This is a genomic window from Paenibacillus sp. P22, from assembly GCF_000469945.2.
GTDB classification, from domain to species: domain Bacteria; phylum Bacillota; class Bacilli; order Paenibacillales; family Paenibacillaceae; genus Paenibacillus_O; species Paenibacillus_O humicus.
In genome coordinates, this window is sequence record NZ_CBRA020000150.1 from 1 (window position 1) to 21,867 (window position 21,867).

The following is a 21,867-nucleotide window of genomic DNA, read 5'->3' on the forward strand; positions in this document are numbered from 1 at the left end:
GGAATTTGACCCTAAAAATTTTCCGGATATTGCTGGTATGGTAAACGTATAAGAATATTTTTTCCAGTTGGAAGAAAGTGTGATTGGAGATGTCGTTTCAAACGTGTTTCGCGTAGAAGGACTTCCTCCTGAACCGAAATCTTGTGTGCCCTTCACGATAATTTGCTTGTTGGTATTGGCTTTAGCGTAAAAAGAAACCGTCGCTTTTGATCCAGCAAACGTCTTGACCCCCTCAATTCTGTGGACAAGAGCATTGTATGTCTGCCCGGATGCTGCACTCGTGACCTGATATCTCCAGAAAAACTCAGGATTACCTGGTACAGCCGATTGTCCCAGTGTGAAGGATTGCCGGGATACGTTATGGACTTGTCCAGACCCGTCGCGAAGAAGCCTCCATTTGTCTGCCAGGTAGTCCACTCCAGAGGAGTTGGTGCCTCGCTGCCAGAATTTAAATCGTGGATTGACAAAAGCATTACGGCTCAGTCCGCCTCCAATTTCAATTGGAAGAACATTGTTGATGTAATCCCTTGCCTGATCAAGAAGACTCATTATCTGATCTCGGAAAGCCGTTTCGTTAGCGGGTTTTTGTGGAAATGTCACTGTATTTCTGTATCCGTCCGGCGGCATGAACTGAAATGGCATATCGCACCTCCTATTTTACTTTTTTCACTATGAGATATTGAATGATTAGGCTCATAAGCGATAGATTTTCGTTCAAGGCGTTATTAGTGAACTCCAACTGGAAGTAGACGACTTTCTTTGTCCGGGGCCGCAGGCGCTCAGGCGGCGGATACTCGTTCACGCTCCACGTCCAAGTGTCCCAGGCGGCCAGATCCCAGCGGAAGGAGTTGACGTTCACTTCCTCCTCATCGACCTTCTCGCCCCGCTCGCTGATATACCGGATGTTGACCGTGCTGTAGCCGCCGGCCTTGCTTGTGAACCAGACCTTTTTTACCGTTTTGAGCCAGTCCGGAAGTCCAAAACTGAACCGCTTCGTGCGCCAGTACGCATCGATCGGCTGGCCAAAATCGTTCTGATTGGCTTGAAATCCGACCAGGCATCCATCCGTTCGGCTGCCGTAATAGAGATTAGAACCTTCCTGTATCCAGCATGCGGCATCGATATTGCTAAGAGGAAACCAGGATAGGCGTTCCTCGTCCGCGGATACGTCACCGCTGTTGATATACGGCGACAGTCGGTAATCCCATACGAACGTCATATTTCCTACACTAAGCCAATACTGGCCATTGAAGTCCGCGCTGCTTGCCGCCTGCAAGTCGCTCTGAAGCAGGTTCAGCAGTCCCGGACGTGTCGGAGCACCGTTAATGTTGCCGCTGATCGGCATCACGTTTCGCTCGTCTTTCAGAGCGGTGGAGGTGATGATGAAACCGCCCATCGTCGAATTGAAGAACACGATGTTATTGTCGATGATCTGAACGCTGCCCGGCATGTCGCATCCTATCGAGCTATTGATCGGATACAGAGGGAACGTCGCGCCAATCTGACTAGCTCCCCAGAATCCCTGCGTAACCGGATCACTGTAGCTGGTAAAGTATAGACTTCGTTCCTTGAGATAAACCAGCTTGTCATAGTGCTTTGCGCAGGCGACAACGCTCTCTGAGCTGCTGCCTATATCTGAGTATTCGTTTTCTGGCCAATAGGTAGGATCCATGAGTCCACTGCGGTATACGCGGTTCGGAGAGTCCTCATTGCCCCATAGAAATACACGTGTGTCATTGTCGCCACCGTATTCGATAGCATACCTGCATCCAACTATTCGTCTTCCGGCTCCTGGATTAGTCTTATAGGCCGTGACGATGACGTTATTCGGCGCGCTGGTTGCGATCGCTCCGTTAGGCGAGCTGCCACCGGAGAAGTCGATGTAAGCGTATGGCGAGGCTGTCCGGTTGACGGAAAAATGCGTGCCCTCCGTCTTTGGCGTGCCGTTGATCGTCAACGTAACGGCCGTGACGTCCAAACCCGTCACCGGCAAATAGTACTTGGTCGCCGATCCATCCGAGCTGAAGCTAACCTTGAACGCCGGCGTGAGCAGGTTGGCCTGCTGGTACGGTGTGCCCCCGCCGCTCGGCGGAACCGAGATCGTCAGGGTCGGCACGAACGGCGTCACCAACACCGCTGCGAAGCTGCCGTCGATGACGACGAACTGGTTGCCATTGAGATAATAGAGCTTGCCACCAAACGCCAGAAAACTGCCCGGCGCATTGGTCAGGCCGCTCATGATCTGTACCGGTGTACCGCTACCGCTCTGCCGATACAGCGCCGTTCCCCATGCGAAGATACGCTGGCCAGCCCACAAGCGCCCGTACGCCCCATTGATGCCGCCTACACCGAGCGATGACGAATAGACATAGGCTTGGCCATCCCGCTTGCTCAGGATGCTGCCGTTGTCGTTGGCCAGCATGTTGAGCAAGGCTGGGCTCTGGTTGTCCCGGATCTGCGTCGGGTCGTACTTGTAGGAGACACCGCCGCTGAGCATAACCTGCGAGTCCGCACCCATCCGGAGCTCAGGAGGCGCCGCAGTCGCCGCCGGTCGGTCGATCGAGATGCCCATCTAAATCACCTCTCCACGCTGATGGTCATGTACTGGCTGACGCGCGTCTGCAGCTGATCGAAGGCCGAGTTGAACAGGCCGAGGAACGTCGCCGCCTTTTCGCGGCTCTCGTTGTCCGGCTCGAGGCTCAGCACGTAGAAATTGGCGTAGTAGCAGAACAGCAGGTGGTCGACGCGGTTCTCCGGCACGAGCGGCTCCGCTGCCAGGTCGCCGATCGGCATGCGCGGAGGCAGGAAGGCGTACTCGACCTGCAGCTGCTCGCCGGCATGGTCCCGGCACGTCAGGAGCGACTCGTTCCGCAGCGACCAGTCTGCTTCTTCTCCGTAGCTGTCGTAGACGTTCAGTAGCCGCACGGCCGGCCGCAACAGGCTCGCCAGGTTGAACGTTCCCCGCTCGTCCAGCGTGACTGTCTCCAGCTCCGTGAGGACGTACTTCTCACGTGCGACGAGCTGATAGGCGTAGTTGATGCCCGTGACGATCTTCGTCGCGATGCTTAGCTCCTCGCCCTCGTAGGTGCCGGCCGCCGACTTGGTCAGCGTCTCGTCGATATCTCCCGCGCATTGCTGAATCATCTCGTTTAGCGTCATGATGCTTCCCCCTCCCCTCAACGTAAAAAGGGCAGGGCACGAATGCCCTGCCCTTGTATCAAGCCTCTGCTGCTGTGTCGTTGCCGGTGACTTCGACGATTGAGCTTCCGAACAGGCGATGGCCCTTGATGAAGTCGACCTCTTTCTTGACGTTCGTCGTGTACTCGCCGTTCTCGAACCGGATGTGCTGACCGGGAACTGGTACGAGGATGCCTTCTACGATGCTGTTGCGTGCGGGAACCATGCAAAGTACCTGATTCACGCAGCGGCTGCTGAACTTTGCCACTGGACTCTCTCCCCTCTATGGTTTCGTTTGGACTAGCTGGTAACGCCGGTCAAGACAGCGTGCGTCTCCGGATTACGAACCTCAAGGCCTGCTTCGGTGATGTATTGGTCGATTCGCGCATCAGCATCGTTGGCTTGAATGTTCGTCTCCAGCTTCGTATCGCGGCCCGCCAGAGGGCGGTGCTTAACATTCGCTGGGTCGATGATTACCCCGAATCCGCCGTAGACTGCGCCCTCAAGGATCTGCTGGTAGTTCATGAGCTGGTACTTTCCGAACGGGGTGATGTACTCGAAGATCTCCAAGCCGAAGCTCTTAGCCGTCTGGTTGATCTGCAGCTTGCCCATCGCCCAACCGTTGATGACGGAAAGAAGACGCGCGGAGCAGAGCATGATCTTCTCCTTGCTGCCGTACTTGAAGACGTTCTCGGAGATGTTGTTGTCGAATTCAGGTTGCGTCAGCAAGCCGCCTGCATCGTAGTTGTTTTTAGTCAGGAAGGAGAGCAAGCCGCCCGTCGTGCGCATCGGCTTTGCGCCAGACGTGTCCAGCTTCTTCTCTCCGAACATGTAGGAGCGTGCAATATCGATCTTGTGCTGAACGCCGCCCTTCATTTGCTGATAGCCGAGATCCTTGCCGCCGTACATCTTCGTCGCGTTCTCCGTACCCGTCACGCCAAACGGAGTCTTGAAAATCTGCGTGTAGTTGAAGCGCGGGACCTCCTGTGTCGACTTCAGCTCGCGCGTTCCGGAACCCTCCTGGTTGGCGTTGCCGATGATGACTAGTGGATCATTGTCCACGAGCGCCGCGGCCGCCGTGAGGCCGTAACCACGACCGACGGTGAGCGTGTTCGTCGCGACGCTTTTGACGAGCATCACCTCACCGGTGCGTGGAACCTTAACGATGTCGTTCGCGGAGAAGTAGGCGCCGTTGTCGACGACCAGGGCGGTATCCGTCGCCAAGTAGCCGGCAGCCAGGTTGATTGCGTCCCAGCGCGGCAGCAGGTCATCTTCCAGCCACTCGAATTTCGGGCTGTTGGCGACTTCCGTGTTGCGCTTGGCGATTTTCAGAAAGCTCATGAACGGCTCTGCATTTGGTTGCAGCAGGCCGATCGTGTCGGACATGTCGATGACGACTTTACTCGTTCCGATGTTGAGAGTATCACGTACCCCGGATGTTACTGGTGGCATCTATATTCACGCTCCTGAATTATGGTTTTAGCCGAAGATGCCGCCGCCCTGGCTCGCAGCGAGGATGTTGGCCTTCATCTGCTCAACCGGGCTCAGCTCACCCTCGGTTTGCTTCTTGCCGCCTTTCGGCATGTTAGCCGCCTGCTTCGTTCGGCGGGACGCGGCGGTCTCCTCACGACCCGCTCGTTTGCCTTGCTCGTATGCTTTCGCACCGGACTCCCCGAACGCTTCCGCAGCCGCCATGCGAAGAATTCGCGGCGTGGGACTCTTGATTAGAGCAGGATTACCGATCTCGTTGGCGATCTCGGCCACCTTGCCAAAGAGTAGCCCCATGCCTTCGTCGGTCGCTGCTTTCGGGTACTGCTTCGCCAGCGTCTCGACGTTCCGCAGCAGTTGCTCATCTTCCCGAGCCTGCTGCAGAGGAGCCACCTGCTGTTGCGTCGCCATCGAAACGAGCTGCTGGATTGTCCCAAGTGGGTTGTCCCGGAAGTGATCCCAGAATACCGAGTTAGGGTCCATAGGCTGTCCGCCTGGCTGCGCTGGTGGTTGCTGGATCGGAGTTGTCGATGGTTGCTGACGGCTCTTCGTGAATTCGCGCTGGAGGTTCTGATAGGCTTTCGCCAGGTCCTCCGGCGACTTGAACTTGCCGAGAATCAGCTCTTCGCCTTGTCCGGAACTGTCCGGGGACTCGCCATCCTCATCGTCTTGCTCGTCTTGCTCGTCGCTGCCCTCGAAGTCGTCCTGCTCCTCGAAGCCAGCGTCGTCGCCTTCGGTTATTTGTCCGGCCGTCTGCTCCTCTTGTCCGGATGCGTCCGGGGATTCGCTCACGGTTATCGTACCTTCGTCGCCGAAAATGCCATCCATGGGTGATGCTCCTCTCGAATTGTGGAATATAAAAAGGCTCCCGAAGGAGCCGTTCCACCGAAGTGGTTAACGGGCGCCGGAGTCTCGCCGACGCCCAGCAAATCAGTTGCGTGCGATGCCGGCGTTCGCCCACATGACAGCCTGCTCCAGGTTCGTCATCGCCAGCGATTTTTCCCGGCTGTTCGGTACCTCGGCGTCGATCAGGTAAGCGAGCTCCTTCGCAAGGTTCCGAATCTTCTCGTATTTCTCCGGCTGCCCCTCTTTGGGAGCGTGGTACTTGAAGTTGTTCTCAATCTGCTGGCTCATCCTCATCCATCCCCTTCTTGATCGTATCGGTTATATATAAAAGCACCGATTCCAGAGCCTCGACCCCAGCGCGGTGCTGGATGACTTGTTCCCACGTCTCGCACGTTAGCAACTGCTGCATGCGGTCCTGGATACGTCCTGCGATGTAGCCCTCAACCTGCTGCCAGCCGGCCATGTCGACAAGGAGGCGGAGCTCCTGAGCCTGCTGTTGCGAACTCATACGCCGGCCCCCTGCATCTGAAGCCCCTGCTCCTGCATCAGCGCCGTGTTGGCGCCGCCTCCTGCCGCTGGCATGCCTCCCTCAGGAGGAACGCCCTGCGTTGCTGGCTGCCCGCCACCCTGCCCCTGCACGAATGACATCAAGGCCTGCCCGATGTCTGGTGGCAGCGTCTGGATGAACTGCATGACGGCCTGCTGCTGGATCTGGCCGCTCAGCTCTGCATCGGTCGGAAGCAACTCGTCCGTGTCCTGGATGTCGTAAGCCTCAAAGATCTTCTCCAGGAAGGCCCTGCGCTTAAGCGGGAACTGCTGGTAAAACGGGTCCTTGCTGGCGATGTTGTAGAGCTCGACCATCCGCTGCTTGTAGGCTTCCTTGTTTGCTATTGGCTCCACCGACGAGCCGGCCGGTGTCAGGAAGAACTCGCCTTGGATCTCCTCCGGGCTGATCTCCGGCCATTCCGCGTCATCCTTATCGAAGAGTGGAAGCAACCGGATATCGTCGATGTATTGCTGGTTGAGCTGGATCATCTTCCGGCTGATTGCCACGAGCAGCTTCTTCTCGAGCGAGCTGATGATCATCTTGAAGCGCACGCTCGCGTTGTTATCCTTGCTCATGGTCGTCGTGGCCGTTTCCTTGGCACCGCTCGAACCCATGACCACGTCCTGCGCTCCAGTGGCGTCTTGCGCGTCCTTGCGAATTGTCGCTTCCTGGTTAAAGGATGTCGTGACGCCGCTGTCGACCGCGTCGAGCACCGCCAGATCGTCCATCTTGTCGAGCTCAATGATGCCACCTTGCCGCCATTTCAGCTGCTTGCGGTCCAGCACCGCGCCGCGCCGGACCTTGAACATCCGCCGCATGCTGTACGAGCGGTAGTCGATGCGCTGGTTGCGTTCGGTATTCAGCTCCTGCTGCAGGTCGTAAATGGATTCCATCACACCGACGCCGTAGAAGTTCCCCGGATCGTCGCAGTAGACGTCTTTGTCATAGGGCTTCTTCTTGTGCCAGAATGGATTCCCCGCGTCCTTTGCGAGGTACGTTCGGTTGATTATGATGACCTGCCGGTCGTCCTCCCAGTAGAAATGCACCTCGAACAGGTTGTCGTCGCCATCCTGCTCCAGATTGGCGTCGTCGACGTTCGGCAGCCCGATCGCGTTCATGCGGTAGTCCCGGGCCTTGTTCTTGGCCGAAAGCTTCGGGATCTTCTTCCATTCCAACTTCATGTCGTCATCATCATCGGCCATCCGCTGCAACTCCTCCTTGGAGAGGTAGGCCACATGACCGCAGAACCGGGCGTCGTCGATATCCTCGGCGTTCGGATCCACGAAGAACAGCCCGAGATCCATGAACTTGACCTCGGGATCGTCGTAATCGACGGTCGTCTCTTGAATCGGCTGCCAGTCCTGTATAGGCGTGAAGCCATCATCATCCAGCATAGGCATCGGCTCCCCCGTCAACGGGTCCGGCTCGTCGCTCATGACCGGCTGCAGCTCCCGGCGGATGCGCGTCCGCTCCGTGTACCGCCAGCCTGTGTAGGCGACCGTCGTTCCGTATAGGCAACACGTCTTCAGGCCGCTGATGAACTCGTCCTGGATGTCCATCGGAACGTTCATCTGGAAGTCGAGCAGCACTTCCATTTTCTTGGCCGCGTCCTCCCAGGGCTTCGTCTCTTTGTTGGCTCGATAATCCATGACGTTGATCGGCACACCTCGGAGCCGGACATACGGCCGCGCCGCGAACAGCGTCTCCACCAGCCGTGGAAGGATCGTCTCCAACATGGTGAAAGCCATCGGGATGCTGATGTTGCTCCGGTCCTTGATGACCTTGCCTGTATCCCGATCCTTGAGCTGATCGACCATATTACGCCAGATCTTGTAGTAGCGAGTCCACCGCTCCTTGTATGTCCGGTCTCGGTAATTCTCGGCAGCCTCGATGCGCGTCATGTACCAGGCCGCGTCGCGCTTACGCTTGTTGTTCGTCGCCAAAGCCTTCCCTCCCCTCGTTGATTACCGGATCGCCTACATGGTAGAGCCTGCCGTTCATCCCCATGCAGACCAGCGGCCGCCCACACTCCCCGCAGCTATAGGCCGCGCCAGCATCACCGTATAGGTCCACGACCAAATGGTGTTTTCCGCAGCAGCTTATCATGAGCCCCGTCGCCTCCCGGTTAGCGCGGGAGTACCGGAGCCGTATCGTCTTCTTCAATAGCCCGTCCCTCCGAAAGCCTCTTCGTAATCATCTGCCGGATCGTAATAGCTCTCCGGCTCCATTTGCATGCTCTGCTGGCCGCGTGCCTGATGCGCGATCGCCAGCGACAGGATCAGGTCGTCGTGCTTGCCCGGCGATGCCTCAGGCTTGCCAGTCGGCCCGCGCACGAAGGACAGCATCTCGTGCAGCGTCGCCAGATCGTTGATCAGCTCGATGCTCTCCCGCACGACCGTGACCAGCTCGGCGATGATAACCGGCCTCGTGACACTCGTCGTGCGGAAGCCGTGCTTGGTCTGCTCCGGCTCGTTGATGTCATCCAGCTTCTCGCGCCGGTACTGCCGCCAGTAACCCAGGCGCTCCAGCTCCTTGATCGGGTGCAAGTCGAAGTTCATCTCGATGGCCAGCAAGCCGTAATTGTAGAATTTGCCGAAGCAGTACATCTGCTTTGCATATAGGTCAGTGTCGCTGTGGCCGTGCCATACCGCCACCTGCTCGCCGGTGATGTTGTCGAGCATCTGGCCGGCGGAATAGTCCTTGCCCCCCTCCGACGTGTCGCCGCCCATCGCGTACGGCCGCCGCGGCTCCGGATGTTTGTAGATCGTACAGACCCCGTTAGGGTCGGGTACGAACCGGATGGAGCTGTCGACTATGCGCTCCTGCGTGTACTGGTAGACGAAACTTCCGCGCACCGGCCCCTCGCCCGCTTTGCGCTGCTCCTCGTACCGCACGCGAAGCAGTTCGATGCGAGCCATGACCTTCCGGCTGTCGAACACCGGCGTACCGGTCATCAGGAAGGCTTCCAGGTCGTTGGCCGGGTACTCCTGCCGGAACTGGTCCTCCTTACTCCGATCTGGCGTCTGCGGCATCTCGCTGATCTTCCAGCGGCGCCACTTGATCTGCTCTGGGCTCAAGCCGTACCGCTCGATGAGCTTCTGCTCCTCTTCGTCGTACTCGAGCCGCTCGCCGGCCGCCAGCGGAAGCAGGTATTCCGGATGCTGGAACCAGGCATAGAAGTGCGCGCGCCAGTTGTTCCCGCCGCGCTTGGCGTCCTCATAGGTCTGGTGGTAGTAGTTGCCGACCCCATTCGCCGTGCTCTCGATGACGATCTCGCCGTCCGGAGGCACCGCCTGCAGCAGGCCGGTCATCAACTCCTCCGGGTTCGGCCAGAAGGCTGTTTCGGAGCAGAGCAGATAGTTGATCGTCTGCCCGCGGCCAAAGCTGGACGAGCCCGCCGTGCCGACATAGATCCGGCTGTTGTTGCCGGCGAAGAAGAATTCCTTGCGGTTTCCGTACTTCGGCCGGTTCTTGCCGTTGTTCAGCTGCTCCTTCTTCGCCTCCGGAAGCCGCTCATACATGAGCTGAACCGTCTGGAAGAGCTTCTGCGTACTGTCCGCGTCGTGCGCGACGACAACGGCCGTGACGTTCTCCTCGTTGATGACAGCCTCAAAAAACCTCGCCAGCGTGAGCGTAGAAAAGCCCAACTGGCGAGGTTTGAGAATGATGTCGCGGTTTGTCTTGTTGTTCCAATACATGTCCTGAATCGGGTTGAAGCGCAGCGGCACGACCTGCTTCGTCTTGTTCCGGATGTAGAGCCGCTCTTGGATGTATTCCCGCGGTCGCCGCTCCCACTTAGGCGTGTTCTTGACCTTGGCCTGCTCCTTAATGCGGTTATGGATGTTGGCGAGCAGCATCGCCCTCGACTCCAGCCTTGATCAACTCCAGATCCTCCGGGAGAGCCGTATGCGACAGGCTTCCGCGCTCGCCGTCCGCGGGCTCAATCAGGACGACGAGCTTCGGACCGAACCTGCCCGTGATGACGCCCGTCTTACCGAGCAGCAACGCCATGACCGACTTGCTTCCGACGATTCGTACCGTGTCCCCGATCTTCATACTTCCGTCCTTGGCTCGCGCTTGTCCAACCCAAACGTGCACGAAGTCATTCCAGCACCGCCGGCATTGGAGCACCACTGATTGCCCAGGCGATTCACCAGCAGACGAGCGCCGCAGCGCGGACATTGTGCATCCGACCACTCACCAATGAGGAGCCGCTCATGCAGGCGCTCGAAGCAAGCCTTGATTACCCGCGCATCCAAAAGGGCATTGTGCTTCTTCCCTTGAACCTCAAGGAGAGCATATTCCTCGCGGCTTACGTCCGGGTCCACGCCTGCCACCTTGAAGAGCGTGCAGATGTCGAAGGGGATATAATAGACGTTCTTCGGAATGTTGAACGCGTGACCGAACAACTTGTTGAACAGCACCCAGTCGTAGGAGAGGCAGTCGGACCACATCTCGACGGACGGATACAGGCTCAGCCACTCTTCCAGCCTGCTCGCAACAATCTGAGAGTGGTCGCGGATCAACCAGTCGCCTTCAGCGATTCGATAGTAATGGTCGCGCTCCTGGTTTATGATCAAATTCTCAATCACGTTCTTCTGGAGCCAATCGTCGACTTGCGCCTTATCGTAGTCCGTCAGCTCCGCATAGAATGTCCGTCCATCCTCTGCAATCAAACCGATGCTGATCAACGTCGTGTTCTGATGGAGCCCGGTGAACTCCGTGTCGAAGAATACCCTCATGCCTCCTGATACCCCCTCATCTGCTGTTGCTGCTCGACGATCCGCTGCAAGCGCGGGTTTGCTGCAATCTTCTGCTCGGCTATCTCGTAAGCTTCGGCATTCTCCTGCCGAAAGATGTCCATGAAGACGGACAGGTACTCCTGGATCAGTGAGAACTCGAACGCCTTCTCCCGCAGGCTGGCCATGAACCGTGCGTTCTCCCTCAGCTCCCTGTTGAGAGCCGTCATGTTTCCGATGTTGCGCCGCAGCTCCAGCGTGAAGCCGATGCCCCAGCTGTCCAGCGCAGTCACATCGCCGCCCTCCCGCAACTCGTCGCGTAGGATGATCATGCGCCGCTCGAACATGTCCGGCAGGTTGGCCAGCCATTCGAAGCGATCGGCAAGTACCTGCGTCGTCCGAAACTGTAAGTCGATCAGGTCGATGTCCCTCTCGACGAGCCTGGTCATCCGCTCCGCGCTCTGTCGGACGATCTGCCTCTTCTTCTCTGGTGGGATGATCGTGGAGACCGGTTCTGCCCCCAATGTTGCCGGCGGAATCTCGGCAGACTCCAGCGCCTCCAGATAACGGCGCACCGCCATGTTGCTCACAGGCTCCTTCGCTTCCTTGGAGCAATCCGCCGCAATCTGTTGCGGGTTCTTCCCATTCCTCAGTCCGGCCGCAACGATGTGCTGCAGGCCAAGCTGTTCGATCTTCAGCGGCTTCGCCATCGTCCGCCCTCCTTAACGTTAAGAATTACATGATGAGGTTTGAAGACCCATCTTTACGTTAATTGCCCAATCAAAAAAGCCCCAATCCCTTATCCAGCAAGGGCTCGAGGCTTAACGTTATGCTTTTCGTTAAATGGCGAGGTGCACGACGAAAATTAAATGTTGATTTCGGCAAAGCGAATTTCCAAACCTAACTTAAGTTCGTATAATTTCTCGTTCACTGCATTTAAATAATTAATATAATAATTACACTTCGTAAATAGTTCTTGGTCTTCAATATCATATGAACTAATTTCTTCATAAATAGTTTTTCCCAAAGAAAATATGTAACTCAAATTATTATAATAATCAACACCAACTACGGCGGATTCTCGCTTAAGAATATCCTCTTTTTTCAAGAAACTATGTAAAGCCACACCATAATGCTTATATTTTCTGGCATCAAAAAGTTCTTTCAGTTTTTCCTCCAACTGATAGGCTTCACTAATGATTTTATCAGCGTTTACTAGTCTGTCAGGGAAACTACGAATAAAATCATCTTTCCTTTGATGTTTAATTGTATATCTAATACCAAATAAAGTTACAAACCCACCTATTATGGAGCCTGTAAAAGACAAAGCATCCCACTCATTTTCGTGTCCAAAAAATAATGAAAATTTTATTTGCAATAAAGATACAAGAGAGAATTAAAAAAATACATAGAAGCACTATGGTTGAAGATCGAAGTCTCGAATCAAAGCGCCACCTATTTTTTAATAGCGAAAGCTTGTTTTGTTTTTTCATATCGCACCCCATCCCATAAATTAACAAAAAAAGCTTATCCCAGAAGGAATAAGCTCGTCAACTTCGTATTTTCTATTTTCTCCCTGGCCCGCTCAATGTACTTCTGCACGCTGCTCCGCCCAACATGAAGCTCGCGGCTTATCTCCTCGAACGTCATGCCGTCCACCACATTCAGCATGTAGCATTGCCGCTCCCGATCCGAGAGATCTCGCATGGCTTCCTCGATCCGGAAACGCTCATCTTCCGTCAGGTCCCGCGAGCTCCGGTCCCGCTCGACCACCCAGCGGCTGTTCGGGCTGCTGTAGCTGTCCAGGATGGCCGGGTCCCAAGTCTGGATCCGCACAGCCCTCTCCACTCCCTTAAAGCTCCCTGGACGCCGGCCGGTCTCCAGCCAATCGATGACGTAATCGCACTCCGCCACCATTTCGGCAATTCGGCTCCGCTCCGTCTTGTCCGTTGTTCGGGCATGAAGAGCGCGGGTCATCTTCCGGGAACGCCGGTAGTTCTCTGCCGTCGCCGGCCCCAAGTTCATGATGGTGTAGTTTTGGCTCTGCGTGTACAGCGGTCCGATTGCCATCTCTGTTCATCCTCCTTCTGAATGAGCCAAAGAGCGCCGCAATGGCGCCCCTGGCAATTGGTTATGGATTAGGCCGTCCGAAGCGTTGCTGCTCCTGCTTCGAGGCGTTCAATTCTTCCTTCCAGCGCTGCGAATCGCTCTGCAATTTCCGCTGGCGAGAGCGCCACCGTTCCATCAGCGGGCTTTCCTTCCACGGCGTCGTCTTGAACCGCGTCCTCAGAAAATCGATCGTCGGAATCTGTGCCAGCCGGCTTGCCCTCTTCCTGCTGTGCTGGAGCTGCCTCCGCAGTCGGGAAGCTGACAGCCGGCGGCACTGGAATCGGTTCAGCCCCACGGCGAGCGAGTTGGCGGTTCAGCTGCTCCAGCTTCTCGCGCTTCAGCCGCGCCTCGCGGTCATCATCGCTCTCAGGCTTGAGTGTAGAAGTCAGCACCAGGCCGCCTTTGTTGCCGGAGACCTGACGGCTCTTGTACGTCCGCAGCATGCCCTCCAACTCGTCGATTTGGCGCTTGTAGCTCTCAGCCTGCGCTTGCTGCCGCTTGGCTTCTACCTGAGCCTCTTCGAGCTGAGCGACGGCGTTGTCGCGCTTGCTCTCGGCATCCTGCGTGGCTGAGATAGCTGCATGCTTGGCGGCGCGCTCCATGGCCAGCTCGTTGTACAAGGTGTCGATCTTGGTCTCGAACTGAGTGCCGTCTTCAATCAGGGTCTGGATCCGATCCTGCAGCTCCCGCTCGTGTGCCGTATGCTCGTCCAGCAACGCAGCCAGCTCGTCATTGTGCTGCGCGAAGGCGTACTCCTTAACCTGACTGATCAGGTTCCGGATCTCGTCATTGGCGCCGATGACTCCCCAGCGAGCATCGTAATCCTCCGGCAACTGCACGTCCGCGACCTCTTCAGCCTGGCGTTGCAGACGCTCCGATTCTTTCATTTGAGCAGCGATGCCGGCCTGCTCGTTCTCCAGCACTGTCCGGCGGAAGCGATCGTCCGGATTCTCCGGGTTCAATGAGCTCTTCTCTACCTCGAGGGCATCGTACTTGGCTTGCAACTCTTCTTGTGGCATTTCATATCTCCTCTCGTTTTCTGATACTCCGCCTGCTCCAACATCTTGAGGAGACCAACCTCCCGGCCCGTCGAGTCCTTCAGCACCCCGTAGCCACCATGAATCTCCCATCGGCCCTTTACCATCGTCCTCTCCTGCCTTATGATTGAGTTGTGTATGTTCTGGTCGCCTTCTGCGGCCTTTTTTATTTCCCCAGCGTAGGAAGCGCATTTTTACCTCCTTGAAGGCCATAGCCTCCCTGTGTTGTGCTGCCCCTGGGGGTTATATGCTGAGCTGCAGCTGTCCTTCATCGGCGGTTGCGTATCGCTCGAACGCCAGCACCTTTCCGGAGCCGACGCAGAGCTCGGGGAGGTTGGCGCGGACAAGCGCCGTCGCCAGCGGCGGGCAGACGCTGTTTCCGCATCGAGCGACCTGCGCGGATTTGGGTACTGCCTTGCCGTTCGCATACTTGTCGATGATGTAGCTGGCCGGGAAGCCCTGCGCCGCGAAGAGCTCGTGCGGCTCCAGCATCCGCATGCCGATGTCGACGATCTGATAGTCGACTCCCGCGATTGTGACCAGCCCAAACCGGTCCTTGGTCGTTACCGTGTGCAGCGGATCCGTCAGCATCTGGCCGTTATCAGCCGAGCCGTAATATTTGAGGAGGAAGGCCCGAACCTCACCGACGTGCAGGCCGCCGGCCGTGATGGTCGGCATCGGCTCCGTGACTGGCTGGCCGTCCGCGCATGTGCCGCGAAGCTTGACGAGGTGACTCGTGACGATCGAGGACTTACCTCCCCCTCCCGCCGTTACGGTCCCGACCGGCTCCTCGGCGGCGCTGCCTACCGATTGCCCAAAGTGTCGGGCGATGTGAGCGGTGACGAGCGAATTGTGATCCTTGGTCGTCACGGTTGACAACGGCTCTTCCAAGTCGGGGCCCGCGCCAGTGTAGTCCCCCCCGAAATGCTTGGCGAGGAAAGCGGCTGTCAGTGCGAACTTGTTTCCCCCGGCCGTCACCGTGCCGACAGGCTTGTCGAGATCCAACACCCGCGGCTCTTGCCCTGGACGCTCACCGTATCCCATTTGGATCAGCGCCGGGCTGACGAGCATATGATGACCGCCAGTCGTGATGGTCCTCAGTGGTTCCTCGAGCGTGCTTCCAGGGTGACCGGTGGTATTGACCGCCATCAATGGGGCAACCAGCAGATGTTCTTCTTTCGTTGTAATAGTCGTCAACGGGTCCACCAGCTCATATTGCAGTCGGTCTCCTCCGAAGCCGGTCTGGCCGATGCGGGCAATGAAAGGAGCGATGAACGGGCGCTCTGCTTCAAGCACAAATCGCTGAATGCCCCGGGCTATCCGGCGCTCCGTATTTTCCGCCAGGGGTTTGGAGCGTCCGAAGATGCTTTTGCACGGGATGGACCAGTCGATGATCTCCGCCGCCGTACGCCAGGGGAGCAGCCGTCCAGACTTAACTGCCTCGCTTTCCGGGTCTCCGTGTGTCGGCTCAGGCCATTCGATCGGGCGGCCGTCACAGCGCGCCGCCAGGAATAGCCGCTTGCGTATCGTCGGCGCGCCGTAGTCGCATGCCCGCAGCTCCCGCCAGTCGACCTTGTAGCCCTGTCGCTTGAGCGCATTCACAAAGCAATTAAAGGTCCTGCCCTTCTGCTTTGGATCCGGGAATCCATCTAGCAACGGCCCCCACGTTTTAAATTCCTCGACGTTCTCGAGCATGATGACCCTCGGTTTAACCGTCGCCGCCCAGCGGACTGCCACCCAAGCGAGCCCGCGGATATTCTTTTGAACCGGCTTGCCGCCTTTGGCCTTCGAGAAGTGCTTGCAGTCCGGGGAGAGCCAAACCAGCCCGACCGGACGCCCCGAAGCGACCTCCCGCGGATCCACTTCCCAGACTGACTCGCAATAGTGCTTGGTCTCCGGGTGGTTGGCCTCGTGCATGGCGATCGCGTCTGGGTCGTGGTTGATGGCGACGTCTACGCTGCGGCCGATGGCGATCTCGATGCCAGTGCTGGCCCCGCCGCCGCCGGCAAAGTTGTCGATGATGAGTTCTCGCACTCCCTATCCCTCCTTATGAAACTGACTCAGCCGGTCAGTCCATGCAGTAGAAACCCTTCCCAATCCGTTCAATATCTTCATCCGTCGCCGGGGAAACGAGGAAAGCCCGTCCCTTTAAGAAAAGGACTTCCTCTTCACCGGCTTTCATTTGCAACAACTCGTCTTCATACGGAAATTTCTGGTCCATGCTATCCTCCAAGGGGAAACGGGGCTTAGGCCGCCCCGTTGTCGTCTCTTTGCTCGTGGATCATGCGCTTGACGCGCTTCTTGTAGGCGGTGAAGCTCACCTGGAGCTTGGAGCTGCTGGTGTTGAGCTCCTTCGCGATTTCGACCCAAGACTCGCCGCTATCGCGCTTCCGGGACAGGATACCGGGGAAGTCGAAGGGGATATCCTGGAACGATGGCTTGACCTCCAGAATGAACTCCTCGAGCTCGCCTTTGCTCACATCAGGCTCCGGGCCTTCCTCGCCTTCACCGCTCGGCTCGCCGCTATCTTCCGGAACCTCAGACTCTCCACCTTCCTCGTCTGGTTGGCCGCCTCCAGCCTCACCATCACCGCCGGCCGGCGGCTCGTCGGATCCGAAGTCCAGCTTCATGCCCGGATCTTCGCCCTCTTCACGCTCTGCAGACTCCACAACGCTGCTGCCGTCGATTTTGGCCACCAGCGCGCCGCCCGGTCCGCGGTCGAAGAGCATCTCGACTTGCGGATTGCCGAACTGCACGATCATGTCATGGCCGCGGAAGCTCGCAATCTCTGCAATCTTGGCAAAATTCATGCCTTCAGGGAGCTCAAGCACGACCTTGTTTTTGCTTGCGAGTGTGATTTTTTCGAACTTCGCGTTGAACTGTACGTTTGCCATTTTCAAAACATCCTCTCAGGTTTGTAATGACTTCCTCTTGCCTCTTGATCAGCCGGACCGGCTCGTGCAGCGCGCGGGCGATATGCGCGAGGACGTAGGCGTCCGTAATGTTGTTGCTCTTGCTCCGAAAGCCCCAGCGAGCGTAAACCTCGACGGCCAACTCCTCCTTGGCGCAGTTGCCGCTCGCGCCGCTGTACTTCTTCAGTGCTGACGGCGCGACCTCGGTGTAGGCGATGCCGCGGAGCGTCAGCTGCATCCGGATGGCCCAGCCAATGCCGCCGAGTAGGAACCCGTGCTGGCTGGCGAAGCCGAAACCCTCGATGGCTACCCGATCGCCGGGCTCTACGAGGGCCATGATTTTACCGACCAGCTTGAGCATCGCCTGCGGAGTAGGCGTCTGGCCGTTCAGGCTGTCCTCAGTGACCTCCCGCTCCTCCCAAATCTCACCGTCCTCATCCAAGACAACCAGGCCGGTCTTGGTGCTTGGGTCGATCCCGACGTATCTAGACATCAGCCAGGGCGGTCCGCAGTTGCACCGCCGCGTAGTTGTAGCATGCGGCCGCCGTCACCGCGCCGAACTCGCGCATGCGCTCCGCCTTGGTCTCCAGATCGTCCAGCACCCGGAGGAAGCTGTCCCCGGCGCGCTGCCGGCGCTCTACACAACGCGTTTCCAAGTCAGCCCATGGCAGCAGGGCCAATTCCTCACCAGCGCTGCGGCTGCCTGCGCCTTCGTCTTGTAACGTGGCCCGATCGGCCGCCCCCTGTACATCAGCTGATACATTCCATGTCCCTCCTTGGGTTTTGTAAAATTCAATCAGTCCGTCGACCAGTGCTTCTGGATCGATTCCGGGCAGCTCCCGCTGCACCTCTTGCGGCTTCGGCTCTATACCGGTTGCCATATACAGCCGTTTGACCGCCTCATACGAGTGCCATTTGTTCATGACGCATGTTCTCCCCTCTGTCCAAATTGACAAGTCGGTTGAAGTCCTTCAAGAAGGCCATCTCAACCGTTCCAAGCGGACCATCCCGCTGCTTCGCGATGTCCAGCTCGATGATGTTCTTCTTGGTTGATTCCTTGTCGTAATAGTCGTCTCTGTACAGGAAGCCGATCACATCCGCCTCCTGCTCAATCTCGCCGCTCTCCCGCAGGTCGCTCATCATCGGCCGCTTGCTCTGCCGCTCTTCGACCTTCCGGCTGAGCTGCGAGAACACTACCACCGGGATTTTTAGCTCCTTGGCCAGATCCTTGAGGCCGCGGATGTTCTCGCTGACCAGGTCGTACCGCTTAGCCCCCGGCGCGCCGCCGATCTTGCCAAGGTAGTCGATAAGGATATACCGCAGGCCGCGCTCGCGTTTGATCTTCCGGGCTTTGGCCTTGATCTCGGCCACCGTCGTGCCGGCTTGATCGTCGATCACGAAGTTGGCGTTGCTCAGGATGCTGATGGCCATCGTGTACTTCTCCCACTCCTCCGGCAGGATCGTGCCGGCCTTAAGGGACTGGAGGCTTATGCCCGAGATGTTCGAGACCATCCGGCGGGCCAGCTCGTCGGACGAGCTCTCCAAGCTGAAGATCGCGCCAGGCTCCCCCGGCTGCATGCCATCGGCAAGCGAGATGTTCAGAGCGAGCTGATTCATGAGCGTCGTCTTGCCCATCGACGGCCGCGCCCCAATGACGATCAGGTTGTTATCCTGCAGACCGCTCAGGATCTTGTCCAGCGCGTGGATACGTGTCGGAATGCCGCTCATGCCGCTCTTGGCGCCGGCCAGCATCCGCTCGAAGCTGTCGTGGAAGTTCAGGGCAGCGGTCTTAGCGTCGACCATCGTCTCGACCTTGATGGTCATGTCCGAGACGCGGGAGAGCTTGCCCATCGTCGTCGTAATGGCCTCACGGATCTGCTCCCGGTCTCGGAGACCGCCTTGCTGCACCAGCTCCTGACAGGTCCGAATGCCAGCCCGCAGCGCCGCGATGTCCCGCAGCCGCTCGCAGTGACTCGTGATGTTCACCGTCGTGATGACGTTCCGGGTCATGTCCGCCATCTTGGCGATCGAGACGCCGGTCTCTTCCAGCGCAGGGATCAGCGCCGTCAGGTCTATTTGCTTCGGGTCCTCCTCCCACAGCTCATAGATCCGCTTGCAGAGCTTGGAGTATGCCGTGTGGTAAAAATAGCGGGGCTGTACGGTCTCGAAGACCTCGGCGATGCATTCCGGCTCGTAGACCATGGCGCCGAGGATATGCTCTTCGAGCAGCGTGTCAAACGGCACTTGGTTTACGTCTGCTGATTCCTGGGATCTCTGGGATGACATAGGTTCCGTTTCTCTTCGCCTCCTCGACGATGGCTCTCCGCCGGTCCTGCTCGGCGATCCAGTCGTTGGTTTCCTCGATGCTCATGATGCCGCCGTAGTGTCGCTCCTGCACCGCGGACTGCTGCCGGGCCGGGCTTGGAACGACCTGAAGCTTCGGCGGAGCCTGACGCCGCTGCCACTCTTCCAGTACCGGGTTCCGGTAATAACTCAGGGAGCCGATTGTTTGGCCCTTGGCCGTTCGGTCCGCATGCACCCGCTCCATCACCTCACAAACCAGCTCGGAAGGGATTCCCTGTTCAAGCACCTCCTGGATCGTCTGGCGGTCCATCATCGTGATCTGCGTGTCGATCTTCCGGTGGAGCTCGCAGTACATGTCCAAGACCTGGATAAAGGGGTCCGGGTTCGGATCTTGTTTTTCAGCCCCGGAGGGGAAAGATTTTAAGCAGCTGCTTTTAAGATCTTTTTTTATCTTTGCTTTAATAATTGCTTTAGAGAGCCGGAAAGCCTTGATACGACTGGTTTTTTTGAGGTTCGCGGTTCTTGTTTTAAGAACTCGGAAGTTCTTGTTTTGAGAAGTTTTCGGTTCTTGTTTTAAGAACTCTTGACCATTCGAGTTCTTATTTTGAGAACCGCTTAGTTCTTGTTTTAAGAACCGTTGAGTTCTTGTTTTAAGAACTTTTCCAGGGCTGCTTCGACTGATATTTAAAGCGATAAGATCCTTCATCAGCTCCGAATCGTGCCCCCTGTTCGGGGTGATCTGCCACTGGTCGAAGTGCTTGTTGAACCGGAAGATGCCCTCTGTCTTCTCCCAAGTGATGACCTTAGCGAGTACCAGAGCCTCCAGTTCGTCGCGGATATTGTTCTTTGTCACCCCGCAGAGGGTAAAGTGCGCGAGCTGAGGAATCACGGCGTCTGGTCTTCCGCAGCCCCAGCTGAGCGTCAAGATGAAGTCGATGATGTTCCGCTGCCTCTTGCTGAAATTCCGCCTGATCAGCTCCCTATGAACCTCGTGTGATATGCGTATGTGTGCGTCGTCCGGCTGTGGGTTGACCTGCGATTCCATCGGCCGTGTCCTCCTCTCAGATAGGATCAGTTCGCGTATCGGTTGGATGTGCCAAAGAGATTGGCATGATTCGGAGCCCAGGCGGGCGGCCCGTACTTGCTGAGGTATCCCAGGCGGTTCAGCCACTCGTCAACCGGCTTCTCCAAGTGGAGCGCCACGAGCAGTTCCCAGGTCGCTTTCACGTCGTTCAGCGCGCGGTGTGCGCCGTCGAGCTCGATACCGTAGCTGCTGGCCATGTTCTCCAGCTTGTGCGGGTAGGGATGCCGATCACGGCAGATCGTGAGCGTGTCGATGAAGGGGTTCGTGAAGGTTTTTCCGGCCAGCCGCTGCATGCTGTGATGCAGGAACTGGAGGTCGAAGGCCGCGTTGTGTGCGACCAGGAGGCTATCTCCCATCAGGTTCCGAAGGATTTTGAAGGCGAGCACCTCGTCGGTTGCCTCGGTCAGCATCGCCGGTGTGATGCCGGTCAGCTCGGTGATCTTCGGTTCCAGCGGAAAGTCGATTCGGATGAGGGTACTGAACTCAGCCACGATCTGGCTGTTCTTAATTCGGACGGCCGCCATCTCGATGACGCGGTCACGGTCCGGCTTGAGGCCGGAGGTTTCAAAGTCAAACACGGTGACGTCGTTTAGCATGTTCCTCGCTCCTGTTCTCCTGCAGCCAGATAACCCGCTGCTCATAGTTGGCGCTGCGCACCGTGTAGTTCGGGTAGCCAAGCGCAAAGTGTTTCTTAACCTCTTCCTTGAACCGCTGAGGATCTGAGCCGTAAAAGGCCCAGATCCACTCCGCGACGCCCGACCGGCACATTGGCCTGCCGAGCTCGTCGAGCTTAGGTTCAAGCACCGCTCGCAGCTCCGTCGAAGTTCATCTCGCCAGCTCCCTCGGCCTGCTCCAGACTCCAAACCGGATTCTCCATTTCGATGACCGATCCATCCGGCTGCAGTTCAATGGTCTTGCGTGGATCGACGTCCTCGCTGTAGCCCATCTGCATTTCAATCGAGAGGATGCCCCACTTCGAGAGCATGTTCCGGATGACCGTCTTAAGAGCCATAGCGTCGTAGTCGATCTTCCAGCCGTAGTCCGTCTTCGAGTATTGCTTCCGATGCGCCTCGATTTCGTCCCGAGTCCAATAGACCGTCTTTCGGAAGCCGTTGACGAGCTCGAAGTAGCCAGCGTAGCCGATGATCTTATCCGAGGTCTTGGCCTCGAAGTCAATCACGAATTCCTCCGTCAGGCGATTCCAGACGACCAGCTCACCTTCGTATACCTCCGTCACGTTGATGGACTTGTACTGCCCCGTTCGCAGCGCCAGCTGGATGTAGCCCTTGTAGCCGAGTTGGAAGGTAGCGCGGTTCTTGTAGGGAACGATCCAGGCGTAGCCGAGATTCCGATCGACAGGCAAGTCCAGCGTCGCGGCCACCATGCAGGATGCGATAACGCTCATGGGCTCGCATTTTTGCAGGTTCGAATCAGCCGTGTAAAGGTTGAGCATAGAACTCATGAACTGCGGCGCCCGCTTGTCGAGGACTTCCTCGAAACGCTTCTTGATGGCCGGCGCTGCGAGAAAGCTCTTCAGCCCCTCGTTCTGAGGCTTCGGTGCTGCCGGCGCGTTGTTGGCGCGCGTCTGGAGCTTGTTGCCGAGCTCCGTGGTGCTTCTGCTTGC

27 protein-coding genes are annotated in these 21,867 nt (G+C 57.5%); all 27 read right to left on the bottom strand.

The window, feature by feature from the left end:
* The coding region (locus BN871_RS27900) for a carbohydrate binding domain-containing protein (protein ID WP_198158072.1) at positions 1-642 on the bottom strand (642 nt) is incomplete at its 3' end.
* Positions 643-652: 10 nt separating this feature from the next.
* On the bottom strand, positions 653-2,572 hold the full coding sequence (locus BN871_RS19370; protein ID WP_021877205.1) for a hypothetical protein: 1,920 nt from the start codon (positions 2,570-2,572) through the stop codon (positions 653-655).
* 5 nt (positions 2,573-2,577) lie between these two features.
* On the bottom strand, positions 2,578-3,159 hold the full coding sequence (locus tag BN871_RS19375) for a hypothetical protein (protein ID WP_021877204.1): 582 nt from the start codon (positions 3,157-3,159) through the stop codon (positions 2,578-2,580).
* Positions 3,160-3,217: 58 nt separating this feature from the next.
* The gene (locus tag BN871_RS19380; RefSeq protein WP_021877203.1) at positions 3,218-3,445 is read right to left on the bottom strand and encodes a hypothetical protein; all 228 of its coding nucleotides are present in this window, start codon (positions 3,443-3,445) and stop codon (positions 3,218-3,220) included.
* A 32-nt stretch (positions 3,446-3,477) separates the two neighbouring features.
* The gene (locus BN871_RS19385; protein ID WP_021877202.1) at positions 3,478-4,629 is read right to left on the bottom strand and encodes a DUF5309 family protein; all 1,152 of its coding nucleotides are present in this window, start codon (positions 4,627-4,629) and stop codon (positions 3,478-3,480) included.
* Positions 4,630-4,656: 27 nt separating this feature from the next.
* Complete coding sequence (locus BN871_RS19390; RefSeq protein WP_021877201.1) at positions 4,657-5,493, bottom strand: hypothetical protein; 837 nt, start codon at positions 5,491-5,493, stop codon at positions 4,657-4,659.
* A gap of 102 nt (positions 5,494-5,595) precedes the next feature.
* The gene (locus tag BN871_RS19395; RefSeq protein ID WP_048748415.1) at positions 5,596-5,799 is read right to left on the bottom strand and encodes a hypothetical protein; all 204 of its coding nucleotides are present in this window, start codon (positions 5,797-5,799) and stop codon (positions 5,596-5,598) included.
* A complete protein-coding gene (locus BN871_RS19400; RefSeq protein ID WP_048748416.1) occupies positions 5,783-6,019 on the bottom strand; it encodes a hypothetical protein in 237 nt (78 codons plus the stop codon). The genes BN871_RS19395 and BN871_RS19400 overlap by 17 nt, the downstream gene beginning before the upstream one ends.
* Positions 6,016-8,001, bottom strand: coding sequence for a hypothetical protein (locus BN871_RS19405; RefSeq protein WP_021877199.1), 1,986 nt, complete (start codon positions 7,999-8,001; stop codon positions 6,016-6,018). The genes BN871_RS19400 and BN871_RS19405 overlap by 4 nt, the downstream gene beginning before the upstream one ends.
* Positions 7,979-8,221, bottom strand: a complete 243-nt coding sequence (locus tag BN871_RS28575; RefSeq protein WP_021877198.1) for a hypothetical protein — start codon at positions 8,219-8,221, stop codon at positions 7,979-7,981. The genes BN871_RS19405 and BN871_RS28575 overlap by 23 nt, the downstream gene beginning before the upstream one ends.
* The gene (locus BN871_RS19415) at positions 8,218-9,915 is read right to left on the bottom strand and encodes a hypothetical protein (RefSeq protein WP_048748417.1); all 1,698 of its coding nucleotides are present in this window, start codon (positions 9,913-9,915) and stop codon (positions 8,218-8,220) included. The genes BN871_RS28575 and BN871_RS19415 overlap by 4 nt, the downstream gene beginning before the upstream one ends.
* Positions 9,893-10,114, bottom strand: coding sequence for a hypothetical protein (locus BN871_RS19420; RefSeq protein ID WP_048748418.1), 222 nt, complete (start codon positions 10,112-10,114; stop codon positions 9,893-9,895). The genes BN871_RS19415 and BN871_RS19420 overlap by 23 nt, the downstream gene beginning before the upstream one ends.
* Complete coding sequence (locus BN871_RS19425; RefSeq protein ID WP_048748419.1) at positions 10,111-10,800, bottom strand: 3'-5' exoribonuclease domain-containing protein; 690 nt, start codon at positions 10,798-10,800, stop codon at positions 10,111-10,113. Before BN871_RS19425 ends, BN871_RS19420 begins: the two co-directional genes overlap by 4 nt.
* On the bottom strand, positions 10,797-11,507 hold the full coding sequence (locus BN871_RS19430; protein WP_048748420.1) for a hypothetical protein: 711 nt from the start codon (positions 11,505-11,507) through the stop codon (positions 10,797-10,799). The genes BN871_RS19425 and BN871_RS19430 overlap by 4 nt, the downstream gene beginning before the upstream one ends.
* A 155-nt stretch (positions 11,508-11,662) precedes the next feature.
* The gene (locus BN871_RS19435) at positions 11,663-12,124 is read right to left on the bottom strand and encodes a hypothetical protein (protein WP_048748421.1); all 462 of its coding nucleotides are present in this window, start codon (positions 12,122-12,124) and stop codon (positions 11,663-11,665) included.
* A gap of 200 nt (positions 12,125-12,324) precedes the next feature.
* Entirely contained in the window at positions 12,325-12,867 is a 543-nt protein-coding gene (locus tag BN871_RS19440; RefSeq protein ID WP_021877194.1) for a sigma factor-like helix-turn-helix DNA-binding protein, read from the bottom strand.
* Between the two features lie 68 nt (positions 12,868-12,935).
* Positions 12,936-13,925 carry a hypothetical protein gene (locus BN871_RS19445; RefSeq protein WP_157060341.1) on the bottom strand — a complete coding sequence of 330 codons (990 nt, stop codon included), beginning with the start codon at positions 13,923-13,925 and terminating at the stop codon, positions 12,936-12,938.
* Positions 13,926-14,186: 261 nt separating this feature from the next.
* A complete protein-coding gene (locus BN871_RS19450) occupies positions 14,187-15,977 on the bottom strand; it encodes a DNA cytosine methyltransferase (RefSeq protein WP_048748423.1) in 1,791 nt (596 codons plus the stop codon).
* 34 nt (positions 15,978-16,011) lie between these two features.
* On the bottom strand, positions 16,012-16,164 hold the full coding sequence (locus tag BN871_RS28580; RefSeq protein WP_021882425.1) for a hypothetical protein: 153 nt from the start codon (positions 16,162-16,164) through the stop codon (positions 16,012-16,014).
* A gap of 25 nt (positions 16,165-16,189) precedes the next feature.
* On the bottom strand, positions 16,190-16,837 hold the full coding sequence (locus BN871_RS19455) for a hypothetical protein (protein WP_157060342.1): 648 nt from the start codon (positions 16,835-16,837) through the stop codon (positions 16,190-16,192).
* A complete protein-coding gene (locus BN871_RS19460) occupies positions 16,767-17,348 on the bottom strand; it encodes a hypothetical protein (RefSeq protein ID WP_232313207.1) in 582 nt (193 codons plus the stop codon). Before BN871_RS19460 ends, BN871_RS19455 begins: the two co-directional genes overlap by 71 nt.
* A complete protein-coding gene (locus BN871_RS19465; RefSeq protein WP_021878838.1) occupies positions 17,341-17,778 on the bottom strand; it encodes a hypothetical protein in 438 nt (145 codons plus the stop codon). The genes BN871_RS19460 and BN871_RS19465 overlap by 8 nt, the downstream gene beginning before the upstream one ends.
* Complete coding sequence (locus BN871_RS19470) at positions 17,756-19,099, bottom strand: replicative DNA helicase (protein ID WP_048748425.1); 1,344 nt, start codon at positions 19,097-19,099, stop codon at positions 17,756-17,758. Before BN871_RS19470 ends, BN871_RS19465 begins: the two co-directional genes overlap by 23 nt.
* Positions 19,089-20,204, bottom strand: coding sequence for a replication protein (locus tag BN871_RS19475; protein ID WP_048748426.1), 1,116 nt, complete (start codon positions 20,202-20,204; stop codon positions 19,089-19,091). The genes BN871_RS19470 and BN871_RS19475 overlap by 11 nt, the downstream gene beginning before the upstream one ends.
* Positions 20,205-20,230: 26 nt before the next feature.
* Positions 20,231-20,839, bottom strand: a complete 609-nt coding sequence (locus BN871_RS19480; protein ID WP_048748427.1) for a PolC-type DNA polymerase III — start codon at positions 20,837-20,839, stop codon at positions 20,231-20,233.
* A complete protein-coding gene (locus tag BN871_RS19485) occupies positions 20,814-21,047 on the bottom strand; it encodes a hypothetical protein (RefSeq protein WP_048748428.1) in 234 nt (77 codons plus the stop codon). Before BN871_RS19485 ends, BN871_RS19480 begins: the two co-directional genes overlap by 26 nt.
* Positions 21,040-21,867, bottom strand: an 828-nt coding sequence (locus BN871_RS19490; RefSeq protein WP_048748429.1) for a recombinase RecT, incomplete at its 5' end; no start/stop codon positions are given. The genes BN871_RS19490 and BN871_RS19485, both read right to left, overlap by 8 nt.

Coding starts and splice junctions, on each gene's coding strand:
- BN871_RS19445 (WP_157060341.1), bottom strand. CDS start 13,925: ATGCCACAAGAAGAGTTGCAAGCCAAGTACGATGCCCTCGAGGTAGAG.
- BN871_RS19480 (WP_048748427.1), bottom strand. CDS start 20,839: ATGCTAAACGACGTCACCGTGTTTGACTTTGAAACCTCCGGCCTCAAG.
- BN871_RS28580 (WP_021882425.1), bottom strand. CDS start 16,164: ATGGACCAGAAATTTCCGTATGAAGACGAGTTGTTGCAAATGAAAGCC.
- BN871_RS19385 (WP_021877202.1), bottom strand. CDS start 4,629: ATGCCACCAGTAACATCCGGGGTACGTGATACTCTCAACATCGGAACG.
- BN871_RS19430 (WP_048748420.1), bottom strand. CDS start 11,507: ATGGCGAAGCCGCTGAAGATCGAACAGCTTGGCCTGCAGCACATCGTT.
- BN871_RS19370 (WP_021877205.1), bottom strand. CDS start 2,572: ATGGGCATCTCGATCGACCGACCGGCGGCGACTGCGGCGCCTCCTGAG.
- BN871_RS19375 (WP_021877204.1), bottom strand. CDS start 3,159: ATGACGCTAAACGAGATGATTCAGCAATGCGCGGGAGATATCGACGAG.
- BN871_RS19415 (WP_048748417.1), bottom strand. CDS start 9,915: ATGCTGCTCGCCAACATCCATAACCGCATTAAGGAGCAGGCCAAGGTC.
- BN871_RS19395 (WP_048748415.1), bottom strand. CDS start 5,799: ATGAGCCAGCAGATTGAGAACAACTTCAAGTACCACGCTCCCAAAGAG.
- BN871_RS19440 (WP_021877194.1), bottom strand. CDS start 12,867: ATGGCAATCGGACCGCTGTACACGCAGAGCCAAAACTACACCATCATG.
- BN871_RS19400 (WP_048748416.1), bottom strand. CDS start 6,019: ATGAGTTCGCAACAGCAGGCTCAGGAGCTCCGCCTCCTTGTCGACATG.
- BN871_RS19425 (WP_048748419.1), bottom strand. CDS start 10,800: ATGAGGGTATTCTTCGACACGGAGTTCACCGGGCTCCATCAGAACACG.
- BN871_RS19465 (WP_021878838.1), bottom strand. CDS start 17,778: ATGAACAAATGGCACTCGTATGAGGCGGTCAAACGGCTGTATATGGCA.
- BN871_RS19455 (WP_157060342.1), bottom strand. CDS start 16,837: ATGGCAAACGTACAGTTCAACGCGAAGTTCGAAAAAATCACACTCGCA.
- BN871_RS19390 (WP_021877201.1), bottom strand. CDS start 5,493: ATGGATGGCATTTTCGGCGACGAAGGTACGATAACCGTGAGCGAATCC.
- BN871_RS19420 (WP_048748418.1), bottom strand. CDS start 10,114: ATGAAGATCGGGGACACGGTACGAATCGTCGGAAGCAAGTCGGTCATG.
- BN871_RS19460 (WP_232313207.1), bottom strand. CDS start 17,348: ATGTCTAGATACGTCGGGATCGACCCAAGCACCAAGACCGGCCTGGTT.
- BN871_RS19475 (WP_048748426.1), bottom strand. CDS start 20,204: ATGGAATCGCAGGTCAACCCACAGCCGGACGACGCACACATACGCATA.